At 54.7% G+C, this 26142-nt stretch carries 27 protein-coding genes; 17 read left to right on the top strand and 10 right to left on the bottom strand.

Annotation, left to right across the window (positions count from 1 at the left end; translation table 11 throughout):
* Nucleotides 1–15: 15 nt before the first annotated feature.
* The 13 genes from rpsD to ADN00_RS12535 all read left to right on the top strand — a co-directional run bounded on the left by rpsD (nucleotide 16) and on the right by ADN00_RS12535 (nucleotide 10104).
* Nucleotides 16–651 (top strand): 30S ribosomal protein S4, encoded by a 636-nt coding sequence (rpsD, locus tag ADN00_RS12595; protein ID WP_075063345.1) that lies wholly within the window; start codon nucleotides 16–18, stop codon nucleotides 649–651.
* Nucleotides 652–728: 77 nt separating this feature from the next.
* On the top strand, nucleotides 729–1670 hold the full coding sequence (locus ADN00_RS12590) for a DNA-directed RNA polymerase subunit alpha (protein ID WP_269083468.1): 942 nt from the start codon (nucleotides 729–731) through the stop codon (nucleotides 1668–1670).
* Between the two features lie 7 nt (nucleotides 1671–1677).
* Nucleotides 1678–2055: a 50S ribosomal protein L17 gene (gene rplQ / locus ADN00_RS12585; protein WP_075063343.1), complete on the top strand. Its 378-nt coding sequence runs from the start codon at nucleotides 1678–1680 to the stop codon at nucleotides 2053–2055.
* A 23-nt stretch (nucleotides 2056–2078) separates the two neighbouring features.
* Nucleotides 2079–2858, top strand: coding sequence for a tRNA pseudouridine(38-40) synthase TruA (gene truA / locus ADN00_RS12580; RefSeq protein WP_075063342.1), 780 nt, complete (start codon nucleotides 2079–2081; stop codon nucleotides 2856–2858).
* Between the two features lie 24 nt (nucleotides 2859–2882).
* On the top strand, nucleotides 2883–3317 hold the full coding sequence (gene rplM / locus ADN00_RS12575) for a 50S ribosomal protein L13 (RefSeq protein WP_075063341.1): 435 nt from the start codon (nucleotides 2883–2885) through the stop codon (nucleotides 3315–3317).
* 15 nt (nucleotides 3318–3332) lie between these two features.
* The gene (gene rpsI / locus ADN00_RS12570; protein WP_075063340.1) at nucleotides 3333–3728 is read left to right on the top strand and encodes a 30S ribosomal protein S9; all 396 of its coding nucleotides are present in this window, start codon (nucleotides 3333–3335) and stop codon (nucleotides 3726–3728) included.
* A gap of 130 nt (nucleotides 3729–3858) precedes the next feature.
* A complete protein-coding gene (gene mazG, locus ADN00_RS12565) occupies nucleotides 3859–5298 on the top strand; it encodes a nucleoside triphosphate pyrophosphohydrolase (protein WP_075063339.1) in 1440 nt (479 codons plus the stop codon).
* A 164-nt stretch (nucleotides 5299–5462) separates the two neighbouring features.
* A complete protein-coding gene (locus tag ADN00_RS12560; RefSeq protein ID WP_075063338.1) occupies nucleotides 5463–6047 on the top strand; it encodes a hypothetical protein in 585 nt (194 codons plus the stop codon).
* Nucleotides 6048–6090: 43 nt separating this feature from the next.
* Nucleotides 6091–6417 (top strand): AtpZ/AtpI family protein, encoded by a 327-nt coding sequence (locus tag ADN00_RS12555; RefSeq protein WP_160317524.1) that lies wholly within the window; start codon nucleotides 6091–6093, stop codon nucleotides 6415–6417.
* Complete coding sequence (atpB, locus tag ADN00_RS12550) at nucleotides 6395–7387, top strand: F0F1 ATP synthase subunit A (RefSeq protein WP_075063336.1); 993 nt, start codon at nucleotides 6395–6397, stop codon at nucleotides 7385–7387. The genes ADN00_RS12555 and atpB overlap by 23 nt, the downstream gene beginning before the upstream one ends.
* A gap of 45 nt (nucleotides 7388–7432) precedes the next feature.
* Complete coding sequence (gene atpE / locus ADN00_RS12545) at nucleotides 7433–7669, top strand: ATP synthase F0 subunit C (RefSeq protein WP_075063335.1); 237 nt, start codon at nucleotides 7433–7435, stop codon at nucleotides 7667–7669.
* Nucleotides 7670–7700: 31 nt separating this feature from the next.
* A complete protein-coding gene (gene atpF / locus ADN00_RS12540) occupies nucleotides 7701–8444 on the top strand; it encodes a F0F1 ATP synthase subunit B (protein WP_075063334.1) in 744 nt (247 codons plus the stop codon).
* A gap of 79 nt (nucleotides 8445–8523) precedes the next feature.
* The gene (locus ADN00_RS12535; protein WP_075063333.1) at nucleotides 8524–10104 is read left to right on the top strand and encodes a UDP-N-acetylmuramoyl-L-alanyl-D-glutamate--2,6-diaminopimelate ligase; all 1581 of its coding nucleotides are present in this window, start codon (nucleotides 8524–8526) and stop codon (nucleotides 10102–10104) included.
* Between the two features lie 60 nt (nucleotides 10105–10164).
* Here ADN00_RS12535 and ADN00_RS12530 read toward each other — a convergent pair whose 3' ends face one another.
* The gene (locus tag ADN00_RS12530; protein WP_075063332.1) at nucleotides 10165–12423 is read right to left on the bottom strand and encodes a polyribonucleotide nucleotidyltransferase; all 2259 of its coding nucleotides are present in this window, start codon (nucleotides 12421–12423) and stop codon (nucleotides 10165–10167) included.
* A gap of 212 nt (nucleotides 12424–12635) precedes the next feature.
* Nucleotides 12636–12908, bottom strand: a complete 273-nt coding sequence (gene rpsO / locus ADN00_RS12525; RefSeq protein ID WP_075063331.1) for a 30S ribosomal protein S15 — start codon at nucleotides 12906–12908, stop codon at nucleotides 12636–12638.
* Nucleotides 12909–13135: 227 nt separating this feature from the next.
* On the opposite strand from rpsO, the gene moeB reads away from it, so the two are divergent.
* The 3 genes from moeB (at nucleotide 13136) to ADN00_RS12510 (ending at nucleotide 15338) form a co-directional block, all read left to right on the top strand.
* On the top strand, nucleotides 13136–14287 hold the full coding sequence (gene moeB / locus ADN00_RS12520; RefSeq protein WP_075063330.1) for a molybdopterin-synthase adenylyltransferase MoeB: 1152 nt from the start codon (nucleotides 13136–13138) through the stop codon (nucleotides 14285–14287).
* Nucleotides 14288–14301: 14 nt separating this feature from the next.
* Nucleotides 14302–14640: a DsrE family protein gene (locus ADN00_RS12515; protein ID WP_075063329.1), complete on the top strand. Its 339-nt coding sequence runs from the start codon at nucleotides 14302–14304 to the stop codon at nucleotides 14638–14640.
* 179 nt (nucleotides 14641–14819) lie between these two features.
* Nucleotides 14820–15338, top strand: coding sequence for a YbbN family protein (locus ADN00_RS12510; RefSeq protein ID WP_075063328.1), 519 nt, complete (start codon nucleotides 14820–14822; stop codon nucleotides 15336–15338).
* Nucleotides 15339–15377: 39 nt separating this feature from the next.
* On the opposite strand, the gene ADN00_RS12505 is transcribed toward ADN00_RS12510, so the two are convergent.
* The 8 genes from ADN00_RS12505 to ADN00_RS12470 all read right to left on the bottom strand — a co-directional run bounded on the left by ADN00_RS12505 (nucleotide 15378) and on the right by ADN00_RS12470 (nucleotide 25663).
* The gene (locus ADN00_RS12505; RefSeq protein ID WP_075063327.1) at nucleotides 15378–16190 is read right to left on the bottom strand and encodes a hypothetical protein; all 813 of its coding nucleotides are present in this window, start codon (nucleotides 16188–16190) and stop codon (nucleotides 15378–15380) included.
* A 95-nt stretch (nucleotides 16191–16285) separates the two neighbouring features.
* Nucleotides 16286–17719, bottom strand: a complete 1434-nt coding sequence (gene proS / locus ADN00_RS12500; RefSeq protein WP_075063326.1) for a proline--tRNA ligase — start codon at nucleotides 17717–17719, stop codon at nucleotides 16286–16288.
* A gap of 71 nt (nucleotides 17720–17790) precedes the next feature.
* Nucleotides 17791–18321, bottom strand: coding sequence for an LOG family protein (locus ADN00_RS12495; protein WP_075063325.1), 531 nt, complete (start codon nucleotides 18319–18321; stop codon nucleotides 17791–17793).
* A 9-nt stretch (nucleotides 18322–18330) separates the two neighbouring features.
* Entirely contained in the window at nucleotides 18331–19551 is a 1221-nt protein-coding gene (locus tag ADN00_RS12490) for a glycosyltransferase 87 family protein (RefSeq protein WP_075063324.1), read from the bottom strand.
* Nucleotides 19552–19682: 131 nt separating this feature from the next.
* Complete coding sequence (gene fusA / locus ADN00_RS12485) at nucleotides 19683–21749, bottom strand: elongation factor G (RefSeq protein WP_075063323.1); 2067 nt, start codon at nucleotides 21747–21749, stop codon at nucleotides 19683–19685.
* A gap of 235 nt (nucleotides 21750–21984) precedes the next feature.
* Nucleotides 21985–22533, bottom strand: a complete 549-nt coding sequence (locus ADN00_RS12480; protein ID WP_075063322.1) for a GNAT family N-acetyltransferase — start codon at nucleotides 22531–22533, stop codon at nucleotides 21985–21987.
* A 7-nt stretch (nucleotides 22534–22540) separates the two neighbouring features.
* Nucleotides 22541–25213, bottom strand: a complete 2673-nt coding sequence (locus ADN00_RS12475) for a CBS domain-containing protein (RefSeq protein ID WP_075063321.1) — start codon at nucleotides 25211–25213, stop codon at nucleotides 22541–22543.
* A 75-nt stretch (nucleotides 25214–25288) separates the two neighbouring features.
* A complete protein-coding gene (locus ADN00_RS12470) occupies nucleotides 25289–25663 on the bottom strand; it encodes a hypothetical protein (protein ID WP_075063320.1) in 375 nt (124 codons plus the stop codon).
* A gap of 142 nt (nucleotides 25664–25805) precedes the next feature.
* Here ADN00_RS12470 and ADN00_RS12465 point away from each other — a divergent pair, with 142 nt between their 5' ends.
* Complete coding sequence (locus ADN00_RS12465; RefSeq protein ID WP_075063319.1) at nucleotides 25806–26138, top strand: hypothetical protein; 333 nt, start codon at nucleotides 25806–25808, stop codon at nucleotides 26136–26138.
* Nucleotides 26139–26142: the final 4 nt, after the last annotated feature.

Below are 26142 nucleotides of genomic sequence, written 5' to 3'. Positions count from 1 at the left end.
GAGGGAAGAAATCTTATGGCTCGATATATTGGACCGGCTTGCAAATTGTGCCGGCGAGAAGGTGAAAAACTGTTCCTCAAGGGTGAGCGCTGCTTTACCCCCAAATGCGCTTTTGAGCACCGCGCCTACGCTCCTGGCGAGCACGGCCGCGCGCACAATGTTCGCGGTCGCGAATCGGATTACGCCCGCCAGCTGCGCGCGAAACAAAAAGCGCGCCGCATTTATGGCGTGCTGGAACGACAGTTCCGCCGCTACTTCGAGGTTGCTTTGGGCAAACGCGGCCTGACGGGCTTGAATTTGCTGCAAACGCTTGAACTGCGTATGGACAATGTGGTATACCGCATGGGTCTGGCCGCGAGTCGGAATCAGGCTCGTCAAATGGTTTCTCATGGACACTTTATGGTCAACGGCCGCCGCACCGACGTGCCCTCAACTTTGTTGAAGGTTGGCGATCGCATTGAAGTTCGTGAAGAATCAGCCAAGAAACCCATGTTCAAGGACCTCGCAGAGGTGGCTGAAAGCCGTAATAGTGCTTTGTGGCTGGAACGCGATCTGAAGAATTGGACGGGTCGTGTTTTGCGCCTGCCGGAGCGCGCTGAGATCGACGGTAACCTGGACGAACAGTTGATCGTTGAGTACTACTCGCGCTAAAGCCTGATATTTCGGTGCGCGGGAATCAAAGGTGCATCGAGAAGGGGTGCTTTGTGACAGCTCTAAGTAATATGGTAATGCCGAAAATCGAGCGGGAAGCTGAAGCTCGGAATTATGGTAAGTTCGTGATCGGGCCGCTGGAACGTGGCTACGGTGTCACAATTGGGAACGCGCTGCGCCGTGTTCTGCTTTCTTCCTTGGAAGGAGCAGCGGTTACTTCGGTGCGCTTTACGGATGTGTTGCATGAGTTCAGCGACATTCCGGGTGTGCGCGAAGATGTCATTCAGGTGATGCTGCGTATCAAGCAGCTGCGCATGATCCTCCATGATGTGGATCAGGCTCATTTGCACCTGGATGTGCGTGGCGAGGGTGTAGTAACGGCGGCGGATATTCAATGCCCGGCCGAAGTGGAAATCACCAACCCCGAATTGTACCTGTTCACCGTCGACGATCCGACTGCGCGCCTGGACCTGGATATGGTGGTAGAGCGCGGGCGCGGGTATTCCCCGGCCAATGAGCGCACCGGCCGCCTGCCGATTGGCGAGTTACCTGTAGACGCAATTTACAGCCCGATTAAACGGGTGAACTGGACGGTTGGATCGGCCCGGGTTGGTCAGAGCACTAACTACGATAAGCTGACTCTGGAAATTTGGACGGACGGAACGGTTTCTCCTGAGAAATCCCTTTCTACCGCGTCGGTCATTCTGATTGATCACCTGCGCTACATTTCGGGTGTCAATGAAGAAATGCTGATGGTAAAGAAGGAAGTGGAAGTAACGGGAAGCCGCCTGACCAGTGAAGCGATTGATACACCTATTGAACATCTGGACCTGTCGGTGCGTGTCTTCAACTCTCTGAAGCGCACGGGCATCACCACGGTGGGCAACGTGATTGAGCTGCTGGAAAAGGGTGATGAGGCTGTGATGTCGATCCGCAATTTCGGTGAGAAAAGTCTGGATGAATTGCGCGATAAAATGCGGGAAAAAGGTTTCCTGCGAGATGAAACTGATACGGAGTGATTAAGAGATGCGACACCAAGTTGCTGGTTATAAACTGAGCAGATCGAAAGACCAACGTAACGCGCTGCGCCGCACGTTGATTAATCAACTCTTCACCCATGAGAAAATTCAAACCACACGCGCAAAAGCGATGGCAATTCGCGGCGACGCGGAGAAGTTGATTACCCTGGCGCGCAACGCGGAAAAGGCCAGCGATGTTGAGAAAGTCAACGCGCGCCGCCTGGCCGCCTCCCGCCTGGAGAACGCGACCGTGGTGAAGAAGTTGTTTGAAGATATTGGCCCGCGCTTTGCGAACCGCAACGGCGGTTACACGCGGATGTTCCGGTTGGGACTGCGGCAGGGTGACTCTGCTGAAATGGTCCGCTTGGAATTGGTTGAAGATTAAACCATCCGGATAACCGGTATGGGATGGCACGTTACCAAGTTACTTTAGCCTACGACGGCACGCACTTTTACGGGTTTCAGCGCCAGGAAGAACGAGCGCGCACCGTGCAAGCGGAAGTTGAGGCAGCTCTGCGGAGGATTGGCTGGCAAGATCGGACGATTTTGGCGGCCGGACGAACCGATACAGGGGTGCATGCTTCTGGGCAGGTGATTGCATTTGATTTTGACTGGCGCCATTCACCCGAAGCGCTGGGCCGGGCGATGAATTCTAATCTGCCTTCGGATGTGGCGGTGAGGGCAATTGCAGTGGCGCGAGATGATTTTCACCCGCGCTACGATGCGACAGCCCGCACATACCGCTATCAGATTTTTTGCGAGGCAGAGCGGGATCCTCTCCGCGAGCGCTATTCCTGGCGCGTTTGGCCCGCAGTTGATTGCGATTTGCTCCAATCGGCTGCAAGGCTGCTCACCGGAACGCATGACTTTGCTGCTTTTGGTTCCCCGCCCCGAGAGCAAGGCAGCACAATTCGTACGGTTTACCGGGCAGGCTGGCGGATGCTAGCCGGAGGTCTGCAGTTGGAGATTACGGCCAATGCCTTTTTGTATCACATGGTGCGGCGCCTGGTTTTTTGGTCTGTGCTGGCAGGTCAGCGTATGTTGAGCCTGCAAGCCTTTGAGCACGCGATAGAAGCTGCTCAGCCGCAGACCCCTGGCCTGGCACCACCGCAAGGGTTGAACCTTTATCAAGTGTGTTATTCGCTGGATGGGCTGAAGAGTGAAGTAACCAAATCGGATGAGATTTGAGCCGACAAGAACAAGCGATTGGAGATGGTGAACGTGGAAAAGACCTACGTCATAAAGGGAAAAACAGAGCCCAATTGGCTGCTGGTGGATGCAGAGGGCCAAAACGTTGGCCGCCTGGCGACCCAGATTGCTTCTTACCTTCTGGGCAAGCACAAACCCACCTTTACCCCAGGTGTGGATATGGGCGATATTGTTGTAGTGATTAATGTCGATAAGCTTTCCATTGCGCAAAAACGCCTTGAGAACAAGATGTATTATCGACACAGTAATTTCCCCGGCGGCCTGACCGCGACCAGCATGAAGGATCAGATGGTCCAACATTCTGACCGCGTCATTCGCCATGCTGTGTGGGGTATGCTCCCGCACAACAGCCTGGGGCGCAAATTGCTGAAACGATTGAAGATTTATGCCGGGAATGAGCATCCGCACGAAGCTCAGAACCCCCAACCTGTTGCTTAAAGGAGCTGATGGAAAATGAGCGTTCAATATTTTGAAGGCGTTGGGCGTCGCAAAGAAAGCACCGCGCGTGTGCGTGTGATGAGCGGCTCTGGCAGCATTGTTGTCAATGAGAAACCGATCGAAGACTTCTTCACCCGCCTGGGCGATAAAGAAATGATCGAGTCGGTTTTGAATGTGTTGGGCGATGAATCACGCAAGTTCGATGTGACTGTCAAGGTGATGGGCGGCGGCGTTACCGGCCAAACCGGCGCTGTTGTTCTGGGGCTGGCTCGCGCACTGGTGAAGTATGACAATACTTTAACCCCTCTGCTGCGCAAAGGCGGCTTCCTGACCCGCGATCCGCGCGTAAAGGAACGCAAGAAACCAGGTCTCAAACGCGCCCGCAAGGCCCCGACCTACACCAAACGTTAAGCCTTTTGGTGGTTGTTTGATCATTCGATGCAGTGTTTTCTGGTTCATTATGCCAGAGAACACTGCTTTGTTTTTTCTGGAATTTGTGATCAGGCTGGATAGTCTGACGCATTTTGGGGAATGAGGAATCATGGAAAAAGAATCGGCTGGTCTGGTGATTGTGGGTTTAGGGCCGGGAGACCCCAAATGGTTAACGCGTGAGGCATGGGATTGGCTGCAGATCTGCCCAACCCTGATGGCCTGTGAACCCCCCAATCACCCCGCGTTGGAGGGGCGGGTACTGCTGCCTCTGGCAGGGCAGGGTGAATCACCGCGCGTCCAGGCGGAACAAATTTGCGCGCTGGTTGATCAATTGGGCGGCCTTACGCTGGCCTCAGCCGGAAATCCGCTGGAAGACAGCGCGGTATGCCGCAGGGTTGCTCAGCAGGCAGGGCTGAAGGGTATTTCAGTGCGCGTGATCGGCGGATTGAGCCTGTTATCTGCGGCAGCCGCGGCGGTTCAACTGGGTGCAGAGGAGATCACCGGTAGGGTGGAATCCAGCCAGGTCCTGCAATATTATCATCCGCCTTTGAATCCATGCCAGGGTTGGTTTTTAACCCGCCTGCAAGATGGCGAGATGGCATTGAGACTGGCGGAAAGGCTGCAGGCGGTTTACCCGGCAGATCACCGGTTGGTTGTGGTTCACCATGCGGGCTGGGCAGACCAGCACGTGCGCGAGTGCACCTTGCAAAAACTTGGCGAGGAAGACCACTGGGATGCTTTTACCACCCTTTATCTCCCGCCAGTTGCACAAGATGGGTCGTTTGAGGCATTTCAAGACCTGATCGCCCATCTGCGCGCGCCAAATGGCTGCCCGTGGGACCGCGAGCAGACGCACTTGAGCCTGCGCTCATCGCTGTTGGAAGAGGCTTATGAAACGCTGGACGCGATTGACAGCCAAGCCCCCGCTGCTCTGCGCGAAGAGCTGGGAGACCTGCTGCTGCAGATTGTATTGCACGCGCAAATTGCGTTTGAGAGCGGCAACTTCACGATGACAGAGGTGCTGCAGGATATTCAGCGCAAACTGGTGTACCGCCACCCGCACGTTTTTGGCGTGAGTGAGGTAGAAGGCAGCGAAACAGTCTTAAGGAACTGGGAAAAACTGAAAGAAGCGGAGCGCGCCGCCAACGGTAAGCAGAAGAATAATGGCCTGTTGGACGGTGTTCCCAAAGCCATACCAGCCCTCAGCCAGGCGCAGAAGTATCAAGAACGCGCGGCGCGGGTTGGATTCGACTGGGACGATATTGAGGGAGTTACCGAGAAGCTGGCGGAAGAGCTGCAAGAATTTAAAAGCGCGGCCAGCCCCGATGAACGCCGTAAAGAGTTGGGGGATGTGCTTTTCAGCATTGTCAACCTGGCGCGCTGGATGGATATTGAAGCGGAATCGGCTTTAAGGGAAACGAACGCGAAGTTCAAGCGGCGTTTTGCGCACGTGGAAAAGCGCGCGAAAGAAACTGGCCGCAAGCTGACAGATATGTCGCTGCAAGAAATGGACGCGTTTTGGGATGAGTCGAAGCGGCTGGAAGAATAAAAAAAGTGTAAAAATGGTTCAAGAAGTCGAAATGCGGGTAAACTCTGCAAAAAATGGTCGATAATGATAATGCAAGTAGAACATTACCAACCGAATTGCGGTATGGCGACTAATTCCTGAGATTGGATGAGCGAGGATTGATGACCCATCTTGGCAGGTGGTTGATGGCTGCAGGAATGATCGCCGGCGCAGTTCTATTCGGACTGAGCTGGCTGCCAGTAAAGACCGATGTTCAGCGGGTTGTTTTGAACCCGCGCACATTGAATTTGCCCACCGACTTGATCGCGCTGCTGGAAGGCCGCGAGCTGATTGTGGATGCGCCAACCTGGCTCTGGCAGGGCGGCCAAAGCGAAATTCGCCTGCGAACGAATCTTGGATCTCAAACGGAAGCGCTGAACCTGATCCTGGAAGCCAACCTTGCGATTAATGGCGGAAACTCGTTACCCATTGGTGAGCTGGCTATGCCTATTCAGGGAACGGATTGGAAGGAACTGCGCTGGCAAATTTCGGATGATGAAATGGAAAGCGGCGCGGTCAGCGGAACGATGTGGGTGCACGCGACCTTTGTGCGGCCGGCAGAGCAGCAGAAAGCGCGCACAGCTTTGCTGGCGAAACCGTTGGATATTCCAGTTCGTTCGATGATCCCAGGGTTGGCCTTGGGGCCGCAACGATGGATCGGCGTGGGCTTATTTCTGGTTGCTGGCTGCAGCCGGCTCGCGTTGGGTAGGCGGCGAGCCAGGCTGGATTAATAAATAAGACCAGATTGGTGATATAATCGCAACAATTCTGATGATGGAAAAAGAACCTGTCCAACAAATTGACTCGAAAGCATACCGCAAAGTGGTCCTCCTGGTTACCGGCCAGGTGGGATGCGCGACGGTGCTAATTATTGTTTTGGCGTTAGTCTTGGGTTTATTCTTAGATCGGACCTTGAATACAAAACCGCTGTTGACTCTGGTGACCATGCTGGTGAGTATTCCTGTGTCCATTGGGTCTACATTGTGGATACTGCGCTCGGTATTGAGCCGCTATCAGGTGCGGAAATCACAGGGCGAAACCGGTGAAGAGACAAAGTTCGAGAAGGAGGAAGTCGGAATTGGAAGAGATTACGAAGCCTAAATGGCGCTATGGAAAATTCCGGTGGATTGTTCTGGGGTTAATCATTTTGCAGATTATTGGCGCGCGTCTGATTGCCCCGGTTCGCCCGGAGATTATTCTCCCCGCCGAGGCACTGACAGAGCACCCGCTTTTCAGTTTACCGGTATTGGGAGATTTTTACCTGACCAACACCATGGTCGCGATGATCCTTGTCGATTTGATCATTCTGGGGATCGCGCTGATGGTGCGAAAGCAATATAGCAACGAGGATAAAGTTCCCAACGGTTTTGTTTTGGCACTGGAAGCCCTGGTTGAGTATATCTATAATCTGACCGAAAATACCGCCGGAAAAAAGTGGGCCAAGCAAATCTTCCCCTGGTTTTTCACCATCTTCCTATTTGTACTGGTAGCCAACTGGATGGAGCTGATCCCAGGCGTGGACAGCATTGGCTTTCTGCATCACAGCGAAGAGGGGCACCCGGTACGCCAGGTGTTGGGGTTGACTACACTGGTGCAGGGTGAGCCTGCCCCCGGAGAAGGTTTTGCTGTGGTGCCTTTTGTGCGTGTGCTTACCACTGATTTGAACTTCACCGTGGCGCTGGCGTTGATTGTGATGGTGATGGTGCAGTATTTTGGCTTCAAGGCGCAAGGAGTTAAGTACCTTGAAAAATTCTGGAATGTAAAGACCATCTTTACTAAACCCATGCTCGGCCTGATTGATTGGGGTGTGGGCATTCTGGAGATCATCTCTGAGCTTTCCAAGATCCTCTCTTTCTCTTTCCGGTTGTTTGGCAATATTTTCGCCGGATCGGTGATGCTGTTTGTGATTGGTTCTCTGCTGCCTGTTGTTGCGCAATCCGCGTTCTTAGGACTGGAGTTCTTTGTGGGCGCGATTCAGGCGGTTGTATTTGGTATGCTGGCGATGGTGTTTATGTCGATGGCGTTGCACGGGCATGGTGATGATGAAAAACACCAGGAACACGAAGCCTGATCCTTTGAAAACATTATTCTTTTTCATCTGAGGAGGATTTTACTAATGACTGGAGATATTGTAGCGGCTGCAAAACTGATTGGGGCTGGCCTGGCAATGATCGGGACGATTGGCGCTGGCGCGGGCATTGGAATCCTGGTGAATGGGGCTGTGCAAGGTATGGCGCGCAACCCAGACGCTTCTGGAAATGTCCAAACCAACATGATATTGGGCATTGCGTTTGCTGAGGCGGTAGCGATTTACTGCCTGGTTGTGGCTCTGTTGATCCTGTTTGTTTTCTAAGAATTATCGGTTAGAAAGAAAGGAGTTCCCCATGGATCAATTAGGGTTAAACTTGGGGTACATTCTCGTCCAGATCTTAAATTTTGGGATTATCATGGTGGTGGTTTACGCCTGGGTGCTGAAACCCATTTTCCGAGTGATCCAGAACCGGCAAGACGCTTTGGCGCAGAGCATGAATGATTCACGCATTGCTTCAGAGGCGCGAGCACGCGCTGAAGAAGAGGCGAAAAAGATCATAAGCGAAGCGCATATGAAAGCCGATAAGATCGTCCAGGAAGCCAACGAACGCGCGGAGCGTAACGCACTGGATATTCGGCAAACCGCCGCGGCTGAAGCCCAGGCTGAACGCGATTCCATGTTGAAAGAGATGGAACGCGAGCGGGATGATGTTTTCTTCAAGCTGCGCCACCAGGTAAGCGTGTTGGCCATTGCAGCGGCGCACCGCTTGATTCAAGAGTCGTTGATTCAGGACGAAGCGCGGCAGCACGCGCTGCTCAAAGAGTTTTTCTCTGGCATTCGGGATAAAAAATTGGTGGTTCTGGATGGCCGGTCTGAAAAAGGCAGTTTTGTGCATGTAATCAGCGCGTTACCTCTGGAGCCGGATGAAGTTGAAATTATTGAAAATAATTTAAAAGAGCAAATCCAGGGTGAGATTAAGGTACAATACGAGGTAGACCCATCCATTTTAGGTGGTGTAATTATAAAAATCGGCGACCATGTGATTAACGGTTCTGTTGCCGGCCAACTGGAAGATCTCTACCGAGGATTAAAGTAGGGATTACTCAATTTACTGAACCAGGGTTTTGGCAGGCAAAAGTGACCGCCAAAACCCTGTGTTGATTTAAGGAGACCGTATGCCCGGATTCGTGAAACAAAACCTGGCACAGCTATTTCAAAAAATTCCAATTGAAGTATTGTCACTAAAGGAAATTCCTGCTGTTTCGATCACCGGCGTGCAGCAAAATTCGCGAAAGGTGACCCCGGGAAACCTTTTTGTGGCCCAGGTGGGAGATATGGTCGATGGGCACAAATACATTCCTGAGGCGATCAAAAAAGGCGCAGCCGCGATTGTGGGCAGCGAGGCACTGGAGGGAAAATTTGACGTGCCCTATATTCAGGTGAGCGATTCACGTGCCGCCAGCGCATATTTATCAGCGGCGTTTTTTGGTTTCCCGGCGCGGCAGCTGACGGTGATTGGTGTTACCGGCACGGATGGCAAGACGACGACGTCCAACCTGATTTACAACATTTTGCTCCAGGCCGGTTACCCAACCGGGATCATTTCAACGGTCAACGCGGTGATTGGTGATGAGATTTTGGATACCGGGTTTCATGTAACCACACCTGACGCGCCAGAGATCCAACGGCTGCTTTCGCGCATGGTAACCGCGGGATTGCGCTATGTAGTCCTGGAGACAACCTCTCATGGGCTGGCACAAGACCGGGTAACAGGATGTGAGTTTGATGTGGCGGTGGTGACCAACATCACCCATGAACACCTGGATTATCATGGGACGTATGAGGCTTACCGCGCCGCAAAAGGGCGGCTGCTTGATTATTTGGCCGAAACCGCGCCAAAAAAACACGGCAATCCCCGTGTTGCAGTCATTAACCGGGATGACATGTCGTATGAATATTTACGGCAAAAACCGGTAGAAAACCTGGTCTGTTACGGGCAGACCTCCAATCAGGCGACCATCTGGAGTGAGAACATCTGCTTTGACGCGTGCGGACTGCATTTTGATCTGGTTTCAGATACGTTTCGCCTGCCGATTGTCAGCCCTCTGGTAGGTGATTACAATGTGTCCAATATCCTGGCAGCGGCAGCGGCAGCGATTTATGGGTTGGGAATTGACCCGCCGGTGGCAGCGCGCGGTGTTGCGGCTGTGCACGGCATTCCCGGGCGGATGGAGCGGATTAACCTTGGACAAAAGTTTACCGCTCTGGTGGATTTTGCGCATACGCCAAACGCTTTACGGAAAGCCCTGGAAACAGCGCGCAGATTAACCAAGGGTCGTGTGATTGCTGTGTTTGGTTCTGCGGGGTTGCGGGATCGGGAGAAGCGGCATTTGATGGCCGAAGAATCAGCGCGCCTCGCGGATATATCTATATTTACCGCTGAAGACCCCCGCACCGAGTCGCTGGACGATATTTTGGCTGAGATGGCCGCGGCGGCTGCGAAAGTGGGCGCGGAAGAAGGAATATCATTCTTCCGGGTGCCAGACCGTGGGGACGCCATCCGTTTCGCGCTCCAAATGGCGAAAGACGGTGATTTGGTAATCGCTTGTGGCAAAGGGCACGAGCAGTCGATGTGTTTTGGCACCACGGAATATGCCTGGGATGACCGGATTGCAATGCGGGCAGCGTTGGCTGAGTTTCTTCATCAACCTGGGCCTCAAATGCCATCCTTGCCAACCAGCCGTAAGTCGGCTTAATTGTGGGATAGAAAAACCGGGCGCAAAAAGCACCCGGTTTTGTTTTGTCATTAGAGCCGATTAGTGAGGGCGGCCGCTGTCGCGACGCCCACCATCGCGCCGTCCGCCATCCCGGCGGTTGCCGCCGCCATCACGGCGTCCACTGCTGCCACCAGGCCGGCCACCACCGCCAGAGCGCGGTTTGCCGCCGCGATCATTTTCCATGGCTTCTTCTACGGTCCAGCCTTCCAGAACGGCCACACGCGAGAGACGGATTTTGCCGCCAGCATCGATGTCGGTAACCATAACGGTGATCTCATCGCCAACGCTGACGATGTCTTCGACGCGTTCCACACGTTCGGTGTCGAGCTGGGAGATGTGAACCATGCCGTCAACGTGCGGTAAAATCTCAACAAACGCGCCAAAATCAACCACGCGCACCACTTTGCCGGTGTAAATGCGGCCAATCTCGGGCGTTTCGGAGAACATCAGAATGCGCTCGCGAGCAGCCTGTTCGGCGTCTGCATTGGTGGCGGCGATGAAAACCGAACCGTCTTCACCAATATCGATCTTGGTGCCGGTTTCTTCCTGCAGGGAGCGAATGTTCTTGCCGCCTGGGCCGATGATCGCGCCAATTTTTTCCACGGGGATTTTTACAATGGTGATGCGCGGGACAAAGGATTTCAGTTCGGGGCGCGGCTGGTCGATGACATCCAGCATTTTCTCAAGGATGATTTCGCGGGCAGCGTTGGCCTGGGCGATGGCCTCAGACATGATCTGCGGGGTGATGCCCTTAATTTTAATGTCCATCTGCAGGGCGGTGATGCCTTCTTCTGTGCCGGCAACTTTGAAATCCATATCACCCAGGTGATCTTCAATACCGGCGATATCGGTTAAGATGGTGTATTTGTCGCCTTCTTTAATCAGACCCATCGCAATGCCGGTAACGGGCGCCTTAATCGGCACGCCGCAATCCATGAGAGCGAGGGTGGAGCCGCACACCGAGGCCATCGAAGACGATCCGTTTGAGGAAAGGACTTCGGACACCAGGCGAATGGTGTAGGGAAAATCCTGCTCGTCGGGAATGACCGGAACCAGGGCGCGCTCTGCCAGGGCGCCGTGGCCGATTTCGCGGCGAGACTGGCCGCGCAGCGGTTTCACTTCGCCGGTGCAGAAGGAAGGAAAGTTGTAGTGGTGCATGTAGCGCTTGGTGGTTACCGGCGCCAGAGAATCAATTTCCTGCGCTTCTTTGGGGGTGCCAAGCGTGGCCAGCGTCAGCACCTGGGTTTCGCCACGGGTGAAGATGCCCGAACCGTGCGCGCGAGGAATGGGGTTAATATCGCACCAGATATCGCGAATTTCGGTTTTAGCGCGGCCATCGGGGCGTTTGCCTTCCAGGAGGATGCGGTCGCGAACAACGCGCTTGTAGGCTTCTTGGAACGCGCTGCTGACTTTGCCAGCCAGGGCATCGTCTTCACTGTCTTTGGTATAGTCTTCGACGATCTGTTTTTCCAGGGCGTCGATGGAATCGTACAGTTCAGCTTTGGTGTGAGGGGCTTCAAGGCGATTGTAGATTTCGTCCTTCACCTGTTGGTAGACTTTTTCATTGAGATCTTCATCGACAACGTTTTGGATGATCTCACTCTTGGGTTTGCCCACTTCGGCAGCCATTTTTTCGATCAGATCAACAATGGGTTGGATGGCCTGGTGGCCGATTTCCAAGGCTTTGACCATAAGGTCTTCAGGGAGTTCATTCGCACCAGCTTCGACCATGAGGATGGCGTCGCGGGTGCCGGCAATGCGCAAGTCGAGCGCGGAGGCGTCAATCTGGGCATAGGTGGGATTAATGATGAACTGACCGTCGATATAGCCTACGCGGACGGCGCCAACGGGGCCTTCCCACGGGATATCGGAGATGGCCAGCGCGGCTGAAGCGGCGTTGATGGCCAGAATATCGAGCGGGTTGTCTTCGTCGGCAGAGAAGGAGTAAATAACCACCTGAACCTCATTGCGCATGTTCTTGGGGAACAGGGGGCGAATGGGGCGGTCTGTCAGGCGTGAAACCAGAATGGCGTCGGTGCTGGGGCGGCCTTCGCGGCGGAAGAACGAACCGGGAATACGGCCGCCGGCATACAGGCGCTCTTCGTAGTCGACGGAAAGGGGGAAGAAATCGATCCCCTCGCGGGCCTTGGGAGACATGGTGGCGGCAGCAAACACGACCGAATCGTCAAGACGAACGGTTACTGCTCCACCTGCCTGGCCGGCAAAACGACCGGTTTCAAAGGTCAGGGTTCGGCCACTGACTGTGGTCGAAAAGATATTTGGTTGTTTTTGCATCATTTACGTTTTTTCCTCGCTAATCCACCCTCGCGAGGTCAGGGACTGAAAACAGGCGAAGAGGAGACGCCTCATCATCTTTTTTCAATACCCAACCGGCGGCGGGTGGTGATTGATTGGGGCAAAACTGCCCGATACCTAATTGTACTAAAAAAAGGAGTAGATGGAAAGAACCACTTTTCCATCTACTCGCACACGATCAAGACGGCTGTATGTTATTTCTTGCGGATGTTGAGACTGTCCGCAAGGGCCACATAGCGGTTGTAATCTTTCGACTTGAGGTAGCTGAGCAAACGGCGGCGCTGGCCAACCAGTTTGAGCAAACCACGGCGGGAAGATTCATCGTGCTTGTGGGTGCGAAGGTGATCGGTAAGTTGATTGACGCGATAAGTCAAAATCGCGACCTGTACCTCAGGCGAACCGGTGTCGGTTTCGTCGCGGCGGTACTTTTCAATTACCTCTGCTTTTTGCTCTTTTGTAAAAGTCATGACACTGCATCTCCTTTCTGATGTTTTGTGCAGGTCTCCAGGCCAGCAGCCAAAGCCGCGAACCGGACCAGTCATTGGTGTGATTATACCAGAGGTTTGGAGCGGAGGGAAGGTTGAGCCATGGAGGGGGTGGGTGTTTGCAGATGTGTCAGTTCTCTCTTGTTCTAGGCTCCCGGGCCTGGTAATTTGAACGTATAATGGCTTGAGTTCATCATTTGTGAGGGATTATGCTTCCTGACCTGTCATCTGAAGAAGTATTGCGCTATTCGCGCCATCTGAGTCTACCTGGTGTGGGCTTGCAGGGCCAAAGAAAATTGAAGAATGCTTCGGTGTTGATCGTTGGTGTGGGAGGGCTGGGATCACCGGCAGCTTTGTATCTGGCAGCAGCCGGGGTTGGCCGGATTGGTCTGATCGATTATGACTGGGTTTCCTACTCGAATTTGCAGCGGCAGATCCTGTTTGACCAAAGTCAGGTGGGCAAGCTGAAGGTGGAACAGGCCAGGGCGCGCCTGCTTGGGTTGAATGGAGATATTGAAGTGATTGCTCACCCCGAAGTATTTTCCAGCAAGAACGCGCTGGAACTTTCCAGACAGTATGATATCTTGCTGGATGGATCCGATAATTTTGCGACGCGTTATCTTGCAAATGATGTTTGTGTTTTGCAGGGCAAGCCATATGTGTATGGAGCGGTATACCGATTTGATGGACAGGTTGGGGTGTTTGATGCACGCCAGGGAGCTTGTTACCGATGCCTGTTCCCTGAGCCACCTGCGCCGGGTACGACCCCGAGCTGCGCGGAGGGCGGCGTGCTGGGGGTGCTGCCGGGGCTGATTGGAACTTTGCAGGCGCTGGAAACGGTAAAGCTGATCACGGGAGCTGGAACGCCGGCAGTGAATCGTTTGTTGATGGTGGATGGGTTGACTTTTCGTTTTGATTTGATTGATTTACGCAAAAACCCGGCCTGCAAGATTTGCGGCGCTCAACCCGAAATTCGCGAACTGATGGACACCGCGAGTTTTTGCGGCGAGCCGCTGCCAAAGATAGACGCATCAATCAATGATAGCTGGGAAATTTCTCCGGCTCAATTAGCAGAGGAAATAAAAAATGGAAGGCCAATCCGATTAATTGATGTAAGAACACCTGAAGAGGTGGAAATCGCGGTGCTCGCAGGCTCGCAGCTGGTTCCACATGATCAGATTGCCCATCACTTGGATGATTGGGGGCGAGATGAAGATCTGGTTTTGTATTGTCGCGGCGGGGTTCGCTCTTTGTGGGCGCTTCGGATTCTGCGCGAAGCAGGTTTTGAAAAAGCTCGCCACCTGGCGGGTGGAATCCTGGCCTGGGCCAGGGAAATTGACCCAACGATGAAAGAATACTGAGAATCGAGGAAAAAATGAAAAATGCTGTCATTGTATTCAGCCGAAATGGCATGGGGCACGCACCGGTGGAACTGCAAAGCAAGTTGGCAAAGAAATTTTTGCGCCTTACCATTGAATCTGGAAATCTCCCTGGAAAGATTCTCTTCTATACCGAAGGTGTAAAACTGGCTTGCAGTGGCTCTGAGGCGCTGGAGGAATTACAAGAGCTGGAGGCGAAAGGCGTGGAACTGGTATTATGCCTGACCTGTCTTGATTTCTTTCGGTTAACCGATCAAGTAAAAGTCGGGGTCGTTGGGGGCATGGGGGATATACTGACTGCAATACAAATGGCGGATCATGTGATCAGTGTGTGATCATCATTCGCCACGCGAATCGTGCATTTGCAGATCTTCTACCAGATGGATTGGATCAGCCATCTGGGTGTGATATAAATATCCCGGCGCATTAACGGCTGGGATATTTTTGGATTGATGTGCCATTTTTCTTCTGAATCTATCATAATGATACGGGTCGGATGAGGAGTCCATTCGAGATGATAAACAGAGATTATTGGATTGGCGTGGTGCTCCTGGTTGTGATGTGCCTTTCCGCGTGCAGCCCGGCAGAGACGGGTTACAGCCCTTCTGGTTTGGAGGGCTGGGTAACCCGGGCAGATATTGAAGCGCTGGCAAACTGGCAAACTGATCTGAAAGGTGCGCAAGAGCTGGACGGTGAGCTGGTTAGTGATATTCAGAGATTGCAGGACGGCAGCGAACTGCTGGTGTTTATGAATTTACAATCTTCTGACAGCCGGATGATGGCGCAGAGGGTTTTTCTCTTGATGGATGAAGCGGGTTACTCTCAGGCTGTGCGTTTTTTCAATCTGGAGAAAGAGAATGAGAAGCTGACCAATGTCGCTGCCATTTGGAAAGTGAAGGAGTATCCGACGCTGCTGGTGGTGCGTAATGGGCTGGAGGTGGGAAGAATCAGCGGGACGCCGGATGAGGATTTTGAAAACGTGGTGGTGGAAGCGCTGCGCGAGCCTTCTCCATCTGAATTTAAGGAAGGCTGAGAACTTCATTAAGAACGCGCCAGGCTGGCGCGTGTACCGTCAGGATGTGGGAGAAGCGTCTTTGATCGCCTGGCGAAGTTGTTCCTGCTCGTGAAGGGGAAAGATCGGCAAAAGGCGGCGCAGCATGCGAAGCGATGCGCTTGAGACGCCGCGCTGGCATATTTGCCGGAGCAAAAAGGACATTTCCACCGGCGTGCGGCGTGCCAGGGCGGTGATCAATTCTGCCAGTACGGGCTGCTGGTCGGGGGTGAAGGATTGAACCAACGGCGTGAGCAGGCGAAATAGGGGCGGCAGGTTGTTGAATTGGCGGTCTTTTGCCAGGGGGAGCATGGCGCGCAGCCCCATATTTTGAATCGTTTGGGTTGGGTGATCTGCCCAGGCTTCAATCTGAGCCAGCCAAACGGCCGCGTAGCGCTCTCGCAGGGTCAGGGTGGCATGATCAAAGACGACCTCTTGAACCAGGGGATGAAGATCGGGCTGGCACCAAAGGAGAATGCGCTGCATGATCGGTTCCGGCTCTCCAACGTCGACACGCCCCAGCAGAGCAGCGGCCAGGGTTTTGGGTTCAATCATCTCTTCCTGCCACAGGGCGTCTACCAGGGCCAGGCTGGCTTGCGGGTAGCGGCGGTGATTGGCGATGAGAGACATCTCGAGCTGGTTCATCAAGACAGGGGGGACATGGAAAGAGGGATACGCGCGCAATTTGCGCGTAACCTGGCCTTTCTTAAATACCAGGCTGCCATACTGGTTGAAGAGATCGCGCAGGCCTTCCACATATTCCGGCGCGCGGGTGTACTTCCAAGAGAGTTCAGCGATTTGAGCTTGAATTTGGTTAAGCGGTACGGCAGGCATGCATTTTTTTCCAATGGCGAATCGTTTTCAGAGCGCGCAGATCAGAGAAGAGAAAAGGCGGGGATCCCCCCGCCTTTTGAACAGCAATCCATTGGTTAGTAGGCGCGGGCAAAATAGGCCTTTTTGCTGGCGGGTTTGCCGCAGCAAACACATTGGCCTTCGCCGCCGGGCTGCTCGAGGGGGACGCAGCGAATGGTAGCTTTGGTTTCTTCTTGAATTTTGTCCTCGCATTCCCGCGAACCACACCACCAGGAAAATGCCCAGCCGTTCTGCACCACCTCTTGCAAGGCTAGGTAGTCATTGGGTTGGTGGATGTTGGCATCCCGGAAGACGCGGGCACGTTCCAACAGGGCGTCTTGAATGGTTTGCAGCAGGTCGCCAACGCCGGTAGCGATATTGTCCATAGGTAGGATGGTTTTGCCTTCTTTTCCAGGAATATCGCGGCGGGCGGCCATGACGCTGTGCTTTTCCACGTCTTTCGATCCAATTTCGAGGCGCAGGGGCACACCGCGCAGTTCCCAGTCGTTGTATTTGAAACCAGGGGTGAGCTCCTGGCGGTCGTCAACCTGAACGCGGAAAGCGGAAAGCTGCTGGCGAACCTGTTCCACATACGGCATGACCAGGGCGCGCTGCTCGTCATTGCGGTAAATGGGCACAATCACCACCTGGATAGGTGCCAGTTTGGGCGGCAGAAGCAGGCCCTGGTCGTCGCCGTGGGTCATGATGATGGCGCCGATCAGCCGGGTTGAGACGCCCCAAGAGGTGGTCCAACAGTGTTGGAGCTGGTTGGTCTGGTCGAGATAGCGGATATCGAAGGCTTTGGCAAAATTCTGGCCGAGATTATGAGAGGTGCCGGATTGGAGAGCGCGGGTATCGCCCATCATGGCTTCAATGGTGTACGAGCGCAGCGCGCCGGCGAATTTCTCTTTGTCGGTTTTCTGACCGGGCAGCACGGGAATAGCAGCGTCGTTGATTGCGAAATCGGTGTATAGGTCGAGAATCTTCAACGTCTCTTCTTCCGCTTCCGCATGGGTGGCATGGGCGGTGTGGCCTTCTTGCCAGTAAAATTCGAGGGTGCGCAGGAAGAGACGAGTGCGCATTTCCCAGCGGACCACGTTGGCCCATTGGTTGATCAACACGGGCAAATCGCGGTACGATTTGATCCACTTGGCGTACATGTGGCCGATGATCGTCTCTGACGTGGGGCGCACGACCAGCGGTTCTTCCAACTGCTGCCCACCACCGTGGGTAACCACGGCCAGTTCAGGCGAGAAGCCTTCTACATGCTCTTTTTCTTTTTCCAGAAAAGACATAGGGATGAAGAGCGGGAAAGCGGCGTTGACATGGCCAGTGGCTTTGAAGCGCGCATCGAGGGATTTTTGAATATTTTCCCACAAGGCCCAACCATACGGGCGCACGACCATGCAGCCGCGTACAGGTGAGTAGTCGGCCATTTCGGCGCGAAGAATCACCTGGTTGTACCATTCGGAGAAATTTTCACTGCGTTTGGGAAGTTTTTCTTCGGACATAAGGCTCTCAATAGGTGGTAGTGGATGAATAAGATGACTTCGGCTTCCGCGCGGGAGCTGAAAGAATAGATCTATTTTACCAGAAGGTCGAACGCCGAGCGGACATCCGGGGCATGGGTGAGGAAATCCATGCTTTCTGGTGAAAGGTGCTCGCGCTGCGATTGCCAGAAAGCATCAAGGGTTTGCTGCCATCCGGACCCGATAAGGATGAGGGGGATGGGTGGGAGCGCCTGGATGATAAGGCGATTCCACAAAAGGCTGATTTCGGTCAGTGTGCCGGGGCCGCCGGGCAAGGCCAGTGCGGCGTCGCAGTGATCGGTGATGTATTGAATGCGCTCAACCAGGGTGTTCAGGCGCACTTCTTCCTGCACCCAGGGGTTGGCACCATTGTTGCGCCATTTCTCAATTTCGGCGCAGGTAACACCAATGGTGTGGCCACCTGTCTCGACCACGCCGCGCGAGACGGCTTCCATCGTGCCCATGTAGCCGCCGGTGAGTACCGTCCACGACTGGCTGCCAAGCAAACGGCCAAGCTGGTAGGCATCTTGATAAAGCTGGCTTTCGGGCAGCGGACGGGCGCTGCCAAACACGGAAATTCGCATGGAGGGCTCCTATTCTAAAGGCGCAGTGGTTGTTTGAGACGGCAGAGGGCGCTCTGCTTTTTGCCAGTGGGTGAGATAGAGGATCATCCAAAGAACGTAGAAAGCCAGAATCCATTCTGGCAGGGCGTAATAACCGGAAGCGAAGCGGGCTCCATAGAAGCCCAGCCACGAAGCGGCAATGGCTAGAATCCACGACATCCCCCGCGTGAGGGTGAGCCGCGGCGCTGCCGGTGTGAAAACCCACAGCAAGAAGGGAATGAGAAAGGTGATCTGTTCGTACGCGACGCCGCGCGGGTGCACCAGGTAGGTGATCAGCGCTACCCAACTGAGGGCTGCCAGCGCGGAGGTTTTCCCCTGCCACCAGCGATAGAGAACAAAGCCCGCTCCAATGAGCGCCAGGCCAACCAATACAGGGGTCAACGCCGTACTGAGGGGTCCGGGGAGGACCAGTTGCAGCAGCAGGGTGAGATGGAGAAGGGTGCGGTTGGTCTGGGCGTAGTAGAGCACCTGGCTGACCCAATCGACAGGCCAGGAAGGCAGAATGAGGAAGGATGCGGCCAGGAAGGTCACCATCGCGCAAGAAAAGGCTCCTAACAGCCACCAGCGGCGCTGTTTGAGCGCGGCCAGAAGCAGGAAAAGGATGATCAGCCAGGAGAACTGCGGTTTGGCCGTGCACCAGGCCAAACCCATACCGGCCAGCGCGTCTGCGATGTGGGAGGGCGATTGTTCTTGATTAAACAAAACCGCGTACACGGCGAGGAGAAAAACGCCGATGGGCGCGGCAAAATTGCCAAGAATGAATCCCAGGGTGATAGGGTAAAGGAGGAAAGAGGTGGCAACCGCCCAGCGAGGAGCGCGGGGAAATAAGAAGAGCGGCAGCAAGATCTGCAGCACAAGGAGAAGGGCCATCCACACGGCCTGCGCCCAGGTAAAGGGTAAATAGACCAGAGGGAAAATCGCCAGGAGAACGTAAGGCGGGTAGCTGAACGTGAGTTGGTCTTCGCTGGGGTCAGCGGGGCGTTCGTTGATGGCAAGCTGGCTAAGCAGGTTATTCTCGGCGGTGTAGGGGCCGTTGCCTTCGATGAAGCTGGAGCGCCCGGCAAGGTAAAACACCATGAAGTCAGCGCCGATGGTGTTGCCGGCCGTCAGGGTGTGGATGGCTACAGCCAGGATGGCGGTGAGAAGCAGCAGGCCGACAAAAAAGGTGAGATATTTCTGGGATGAGGACATGCGCGGCACCTGTGGACAGACCGGTTTGGGTGAGAGCAGGCAAACAACATCTTTATTATATCGTAAGAAGAAAAACAGCCCGGGCGTTTGCGGCCCGGACTGTTGGTTGCCTGATTGGAGACCGGAGAAGACTATTCTTCTTCCTCTTCTTCCTGCTTGCGTTTGGCCACGATTTCCATGGTGATGTGGGCCGGCACGATTTCGTAATGGGCGAGTTCCATGGTGAAGAGGCCTCGGCCGCCGGTCATGGAACGTAAATCGGTGGTGTAGCGCAGCATTTCAGCCAGCGGAACCTGGGCGTTGATAATGGATTTGCCTTTTTCCGATTCCATGCCCATCACGCGCCCACGGCGGGTGTTCAAGTCGCCCATGATGTCACCCATCATGCTCTCGGGAACAGTGATGCGCACGTTCATGATCGGCTCTTGCAGCACGGGGTCGGCGTCTTTGAAGGCCAGTTTGAAAGCCTGGCGGCCCGCGATTTCAAAGGCGACTGGTTTGGAATCCACCGGGTGCTCTTTGCCGTCAAAGACGGCCACTTTGACGCCGGATACCGGGTAACCGCCAATGATACCGTCTTTCATCACGTTGCGGATACCTTTTTCAATGGCGGGCATGTAGTTGTTGGAGATCGCGCCACCGAAAACGTCGTTGACAAATTCAAACTCGCCATCGGGAAGGGGCTCGACACGCAGATGAACTTCGCCAAACTGGCCGGAACCACCCGATTGTTTTTTGTGGCGGTACATGGCCTGGCCTTTGCCGCGAATGGTCTCAAAGTATGGCACTTTGGGGGCTTCGGTGGTGAAACCGACCTGCAATTTGGTCTCGGCGCGGCGGATGGCAACTTCAATATGCTGTTCGCCCATACCCTGTAGGATGGTCTGGCGGGTGGCTGGATCATTCTGCCAGCTGAGGGTCATATCCTCTTCGCATAAACGGGTGAGCGAGGGGCTGATCTTGGTTGAGTCGGCCTGGGTCTTGGGGAATACCGCCACCCGGTACAGGGCGTGCGGATATTCGGGGGGGGCGATGGTCAATGTGTGCGCTTTATCGCACAAGGTGTTGCCGGTGCTGGTTTCGGAAAGCTTGGGAACCACGGCAATGTCGCCGGCATGCACGGTTTTTACCGAAAATAGTTCTTTTCCGCGCGGAATGCTGACGGTGCCGAAGCGCTCTTCAATGCCTTTATCCGGGTTCCAAACGCGCGAATCGGAGGTGATCATGCCAGAGAAGATGCGGAAGTAGGTCTGTTTACCAACGAAGGGATCAGCTGTGGTCTTCCACACATAGAGGGCCAACGGGCCGTTATCGGCAGCGGTGAGGGTCTCTTCACCAGCTTTACCCTGGGCTTTGCGGGCGGGGGCATCTACCGGGGAGGGGAGCAGGCTGAGAACGGTGTCGAGGAAAGGAATGACGCCGATTTGAGCAGAGCCAGCGGCAGCCAAAACGGGCACAAAAGCGCCGGCGCGCACGACTTTGCGCAGACCCGATAGAATGTCTTCTTGTGAAAGCGTTCCGGCTTCGAAATATTTTTCCATAAGCGAGTCGTCGCCTTCGGCGGCAGCTTCGATGAGCTGCAGTTGGGCTTCTTCGGCGGCGTCTTTCATGTCGGCGGGGATGTCTACCACGGTCTTGCCGTCGCCTTTATAGGCTTTCATGCCGATCAGGTCGATCACGCCTTTGAAATCTGCTTTTTCGCCCCAGGGAATTTGAATCGGAATCAGGCGGGTTTCGGAGAACTCTTCCATCGTCGCGAGAGCTTTCTGGAAATTCGCGTTATCCCGATTCATTTTGTTAATGATGAGCAAACGAGGAAGGTTGAGGCGGTCGCAGTAATCCCAGGCCACTTCGGTGCCCACTTCACGGCCGGCGACCGAATCCAACAGCACAACCGCGCTGTCGGCCACGCTGAGGGCGGAGATGGTCTCGCCGATGAAGTCATAATAGCCAGGAGTGTCGAGCAGGTTGATTTTGGTATCTTTGTACTCAACCGGAACTACGGAAGTGTAGACAGAAATACCACGCCGAATTTCTTCTTCATCGAAATCGGCTACAGTGGTGCCGTCTTCAATCTTACCAAGACGGGTTGTGCCACCGGTGACGTGCAAGCAGGATTCTGCCAGCATCGTCTTCCCCGCGCTGGAGTGAGATACCAACACAACGTTGCGGATGGACTCTGAAGTATATTCTTTCATTGAATAGCAACCCTTCCAAAAAGATTTTTATCGTTCCCAGAAGTCTAATTTTAAGGGAATGTTCGCATCCTGTCAAAAATGTTAACTTCTGCAACCGGACTAATTATAACAGGTAAAAATGGAAATTGTCTGGTTTGGATGCTTAAAATGAAAGAATGATGAGAGCGCCGCCCGCGGAATTTCTCGCGGGCGGCGGCAGGGAGCGCGGCTAATAGATGGATTGGGCTGTGCTGGATCAGGATTTGGGCGGCTTTAACTTTTTTTCCATTCGCCAGGCTGGCTCAACCACATGGCGAAGTACGCCTTGATGGTCGGTGTAGCTCCACCGGCCCGGTTCGTGCGCCATGACGGCATATCCTTTGCGGCGGTAGAGACGTTGGGCATCCAGGTTGTTTTTGGCCACATTGAGGGTGAGATAGAGAAACCCCATTTGAGCCATGCTCTCTTCCACCAGATCAAGAACAATTGAGCCGAGGCCAAGATTGCGGTATTCCGGCCGAATGCGAAAGGCATATAGGTAAGCGCGGCTGGAACCATCGGCCAGTTCGGGGCGGTCGCTGTTCAACTGCACAAAGACCTGACCAATAATCTGTTTTTCCGGGATTTCAATGACCCAGATGAGCGTATGCCCGGTGAGGCTGCGGCGGTACGCGGCGGCGTAGACCTGGCGGAAGTGGCTGTATTCACCCTCCCATTCCAATTGGGGCAGGTCTTCCTCTCTTATTGAGCGAAAAATGATTTTCGAAAGGAAAGATGGCGGGTGGGAAGAGGGTGAGGCGGTCATGGCTGATTCATGAATGGGGAGAGTCCAAGGTCTGAATGAGCTGCTCAAGCAATTGTTGCTCTTCCGCTGGGGTAGAGATTTGGCCGTCGAGCCAGGCGCTGCGCAGCGCGGTGAGTATTTGTTTGTATCGCGGCCCGGGGGCTAGCCCGGCCTGGCGAAGCTGGTGGCCGGTGGTTTGGGCATGCACTTTTGACCAGCGCGAAATAAATCCGGTGATTTGTTCGAGGGCGGGTGACTGCGGATTGAGCAGGAAGACGGCATAAATCGACAGGCTTGATAGGGCTTGCAGACGCTCCACCACCTGGCTGGGCGAACAGGTTTCAAGTTCGGCGAGGTGGTGGTGAAGATAAGCGGTCTCTTCCAATTGTTTTTGAAGCTGGCTGGTAAAGCGCAGACGTTTGGAGATTTCACCGATTTTGGATTGCTCGAGGCGGCCAAGCCAGACGAGATAAGCCAGGCTCAGGCGCAGGGGGCTGCCAGGCGGCTGAGGACCAAGCTCCCAGACGGGATCGATGGGCTGGAGAGTGGCTTTACGCAAAGGGGTGGAAAGGTCTTCGCTCCAGGAGAGATGGGGATGAATGGCCTGAAGAAGATCCAGGTTGTGAAGACGGGCCAGCATGGCGTCGGCGCGGGGCTCAGCCAGCAGCAGGTCAAGCTCGTGGCGCAGGCGGTTGCCGCTGACCTGGCGCAGCATGTCGCGGGCTTCTTCCATCAATTGGCGGGTGCGATTGTCGATGTGAAATTCAAAGCGCTGCTCAAAACGCACCGCGCGCAGCATGCGGGTGGGGTCGTCTATAAAAGAAAGTGAGTGCAGCACGCGAATCACGCCACGCTGCAAGTCGGAAAGACCGCCCCAGTAATCGTACAGCTCTCCATAGTGATGGCCGTCGAGGCGCAGAGCGAGGGTGTTGATGGTGAAGTCGCGGCGGTGCAGGTCGAGCTTGATGGAGGAGCGTTCGACGGTGGGCAGGGCGGTTGGGTAATTGTAAAATTCGGTGCGCGCGCTGATCAGGTCCAGGCTGGGCGGTAAATCATCGGGATTGATTTTGGCGCCGTTGGACAGGCGGTGGGCAAGCGATTCGCGAATTTCATCCAGCCACCATTTAGCGGTACCGAAGCGGCGGTGGCTGATGATCCGGCCGCCAAACGTGTCTACCAGGGTGCGCGCCAGAGCGATGGCGTTGCCTTCAACGACAATATCGAAATCGAGGCTTGGGCGGTTGAGGAGCAGATCGCGCACAAACCCGCCGACGATGTAAACCGCAGTGTTTTGCTGGTACGACTCCTGCGCGACCTGTTTGAGCAGGGCGAGGCGCGCGGGCGGCATGGCCGATTCGAGGCGGGCGGCCATTTTGCGCCGGTCTGAGGGGGTGATAGCCCCGCCGGTCATGGTTTTCAGAAGGTCGGTGCGGGTTACAATGCCGATGATCTCACCGCTCGATTGGCTGATGACAGGCACCTGCCCCCAGCCGGTTTCGGTCATCACCCGTTGAAGCTGCTCCAGTGAGTCCGATTTATAGACGAACACATTGCCAGCTTCCATCAGGCTGCCGGCGGTGAGGTTTAATTTGTGGGCGATGGCGCGGTCAACCGCGCGGCGGGTGAGCAGGCCAATCACCTTATTGTCTTTCACCACCGGATAGCCTTCGTAGCCGTAGCGCTGCATGATCTGAGCCGCGTCTTGCACGGAGGTATCTGGGGAGATGACCAACGGGCGGGCGGACATAAGCTGCCCGACGGAAATCGGCGGGGTAACAAATTCCGGGAGGATTTGGAGGAGTTTTTCCAGACTATCTTCCAGAAGCTGTTTTTCTTCCGTTTCGGATTTCACAGGAGAAGGATTGATTAGCGCGGCGGCCGCGCGTTCGTGCCCGCCGCCATTGAACTGGGCGGCGATGCGGCCAACGTTGATGTGCGGAGTGGTAGAACGCGCCACCAGGCGGATGCCGTCTTTGGTGCTGACCAGAATGAACAGTGCGTCGGGGTCGATCAGGTCGCGCACTTTGTGGGCCACGCTGGAGATTTCCTCTTCCATCTTGCGGGCGGACCCAACCGCGATGGCGATTTGCTGATTGTTAATCTGCAGCACCTTGAGCGAGTCGAGGAGCTGGTCGTAGAGCAGGCGCTGGTCGGGGGAGAGCGGTGGATTGAGATACTCGGCGACGATGCGCAGGTTCGCGCCGCGTTCCAGGAGGGCTGCCGCCGCGCGAACGTCGCGCGGGGTGGTGCTTTCATAGGTCAGCGAGCCGGTATCTTCATAGATGCCCAGCAGAAACAATGAGGCGTGGATGACGTTCATTCCGCCGCTGTGCTCGCAGAGCTGCTCTACAAAAAAAGTGGTGGTCGCGCCTAACTTTTCAGTGTGCACGTTCCACTGTTTGGGAGTGTTGGCTTTGAGGGGATGGTGGTCGTAGACCTGCACCTGAGTCTGGTCGGTGAAGCCGCGCAGAGAGGGCAGGGATTGCGTGTCTACCAGGATGGCGGTGTCGATGGGCTGGGCGGGCAAATCATTGGGGTGAACAAACGGCAGTTCGATGCCGTAAAAGCTGATAAAAGCCTGAACGTTGCGGTTGAGGCGGCGCGGCAGAACGGGCAGGGCCGTTTCATTGAGAATTGCCGCGCCAAGCAGAGAGGCAATGGCATCAAAATCGGATTGTTCGTGGGTGAGGATGACTTGCATAGCTTTATTGTAAACCAAAACAAAGCGCCGCACCGGTCGCGGGGCGGCTGGGAAATGATGGCTGCCGTTGGGCGATCAGGATGGCTGCTGCTCAGACTCATCGCCCGCGCTGGACGGTTGAGACCAGCGGCTGGCGGCCTGGTCAAGCTCTTGGGTGACCTGGCGCAGGGTGTTCTTCAGATCGTTTTGGATTTTATCGCTCAGCTCACCCGACTCAACTCGCTGCTTGAGGTCATCAAACTCGGCTTTGAGCTGCTGGCCCTGCCGGCTCTGGGTGAAATCGTCGGCGGCCTGGTTGAGGGCGCGGGCGACTTCGTCGAGGCTGTGTTCAATCTCATTTTGAATCTGCTGGCGCTCCTGGCTTTCCCAGGCGGATTTGAAGAAATTTTTTAGTGATTGGCCAAACTGGCGCAGTTCATCTGATAGATCGGGATTGGGATTTTCGGACATGGAGACCCTCCGGAGTGCTTGTCTTTAGATCAGTTATACTTGAAGTGATGGGGATTGAAAAGACACGCGTAAGAAATGATTGACAAGCGGGACGGCTTCATTGATAATCGTTTGCAACCCCAACAATGAGGAGACTGGCTGAATGAAACTGGATTTTGGAACGATCGTAACGATTGTGGTGGTGGTATTGTTCTATGTGCGTTTGATGCTGCTGCAGTGGGGGAAAGCGCGCCGACTGCGCTCTTTAGTGGAGCGTGAGAAGAAAAAGGGAAAGAGCACCAAAAAGATTGAAGCCGAGCTGCAAAAGAACCTGGGTGTAAAAGTAACCAGCATGCCGCTGATTACCTTTGGGTTGGTGATGATTTTGGCCGGCGGAATTATTCGAGCGGTTCCCAGCGTGCCGGTGGAGTATTCTCAATATTGGTGGATGCTGGTAACCAGCGGTGTGTTAATGTCGGCATTCGCGATCCGATAAGGCG

This window comes from Ornatilinea apprima (assembly GCF_001306115.1).
Taxonomy (GTDB): Bacteria; Chloroflexota; Anaerolineae; order Anaerolineales; family Anaerolineaceae; genus Ornatilinea; species Ornatilinea apprima.
This window is presented reverse-complemented; position numbering and strand designations above follow the sequence as displayed.

Excerpts from the sequence above, each read along its gene's own strand:
- rpsD (WP_075063345.1), top strand. The coding sequence starts at position 16 with ATGGCTCGATATATTGGACCGGCTTGCAAATTGTGCCGGCGAGAAGGT.
- ADN00_RS12590 (WP_269083468.1), top strand. The coding sequence starts at position 729 with ATGCCGAAAATCGAGCGGGAAGCTGAAGCTCGGAATTATGGTAAGTTC.
- rplQ (WP_075063343.1), top strand. The coding sequence starts at position 1,678 with ATGCGACACCAAGTTGCTGGTTATAAACTGAGCAGATCGAAAGACCAA.
- truA (WP_075063342.1), top strand. The coding sequence starts at position 2,079 with ATGGCACGTTACCAAGTTACTTTAGCCTACGACGGCACGCACTTTTAC.
- rplM (WP_075063341.1), top strand. The coding sequence starts at position 2,883 with ATGGTGAACGTGGAAAAGACCTACGTCATAAAGGGAAAAACAGAGCCC.
- rpsI (WP_075063340.1), top strand. The coding sequence starts at position 3,333 with ATGAGCGTTCAATATTTTGAAGGCGTTGGGCGTCGCAAAGAAAGCACC.
- mazG (WP_075063339.1), top strand. The coding sequence starts at position 3,859 with ATGGAAAAAGAATCGGCTGGTCTGGTGATTGTGGGTTTAGGGCCGGGA.
- ADN00_RS12560 (WP_075063338.1), top strand. The coding sequence starts at position 5,463 with ATGGCTGCAGGAATGATCGCCGGCGCAGTTCTATTCGGACTGAGCTGG.
- ADN00_RS12555 (WP_160317524.1), top strand. The coding sequence starts at position 6,091 with ATGGAAAAAGAACCTGTCCAACAAATTGACTCGAAAGCATACCGCAAA.
- atpE (WP_075063335.1), top strand. The coding sequence starts at position 7,433 with ATGACTGGAGATATTGTAGCGGCTGCAAAACTGATTGGGGCTGGCCTG.
- atpF (WP_075063334.1), top strand. The coding sequence starts at position 7,701 with ATGGATCAATTAGGGTTAAACTTGGGGTACATTCTCGTCCAGATCTTA.
- ADN00_RS12535 (WP_075063333.1), top strand. The coding sequence starts at position 8,524 with ATGCCCGGATTCGTGAAACAAAACCTGGCACAGCTATTTCAAAAAATT.
- ADN00_RS12530 (WP_075063332.1), bottom strand. The coding sequence starts at position 12,423 with ATGATGCAAAAACAACCAAATATCTTTTCGACCACAGTCAGTGGCCGA.
- rpsO (WP_075063331.1), bottom strand. The coding sequence starts at position 12,908 with ATGACTTTTACAAAAGAGCAAAAAGCAGAGGTAATTGAAAAGTACCGC.
- moeB (WP_075063330.1), top strand. The coding sequence starts at position 13,136 with ATGCTTCCTGACCTGTCATCTGAAGAAGTATTGCGCTATTCGCGCCAT.
- ADN00_RS12515 (WP_075063329.1), top strand. The coding sequence starts at position 14,302 with ATGAAAAATGCTGTCATTGTATTCAGCCGAAATGGCATGGGGCACGCA.
- ADN00_RS12510 (WP_075063328.1), top strand. The coding sequence starts at position 14,820 with ATGATAAACAGAGATTATTGGATTGGCGTGGTGCTCCTGGTTGTGATG.
- ADN00_RS12505 (WP_075063327.1), bottom strand. The coding sequence starts at position 16,190 with ATGCCTGCCGTACCGCTTAACCAAATTCAAGCTCAAATCGCTGAACTC.
- proS (WP_075063326.1), bottom strand. The coding sequence starts at position 17,719 with ATGTCCGAAGAAAAACTTCCCAAACGCAGTGAAAATTTCTCCGAATGG.
- ADN00_RS12495 (WP_075063325.1), bottom strand. The coding sequence starts at position 18,321 with ATGCGAATTTCCGTGTTTGGCAGCGCCCGTCCGCTGCCCGAAAGCCAG.
- ADN00_RS12490 (WP_075063324.1), bottom strand. The coding sequence starts at position 19,551 with ATGTCCTCATCCCAGAAATATCTCACCTTTTTTGTCGGCCTGCTGCTT.
- fusA (WP_075063323.1), bottom strand. The coding sequence starts at position 21,749 with ATGAAAGAATATACTTCAGAGTCCATCCGCAACGTTGTGTTGGTATCT.
- ADN00_RS12480 (WP_075063322.1), bottom strand. The coding sequence starts at position 22,533 with ATGACCGCCTCACCCTCTTCCCACCCGCCATCTTTCCTTTCGAAAATC.
- ADN00_RS12475 (WP_075063321.1), bottom strand. The coding sequence starts at position 25,213 with ATGCAAGTCATCCTCACCCACGAACAATCCGATTTTGATGCCATTGCC.
- ADN00_RS12470 (WP_075063320.1), bottom strand. The coding sequence starts at position 25,663 with ATGTCCGAAAATCCCAATCCCGATCTATCAGATGAACTGCGCCAGTTT.
- ADN00_RS12465 (WP_075063319.1), top strand. The coding sequence starts at position 25,806 with ATGAAACTGGATTTTGGAACGATCGTAACGATTGTGGTGGTGGTATTG.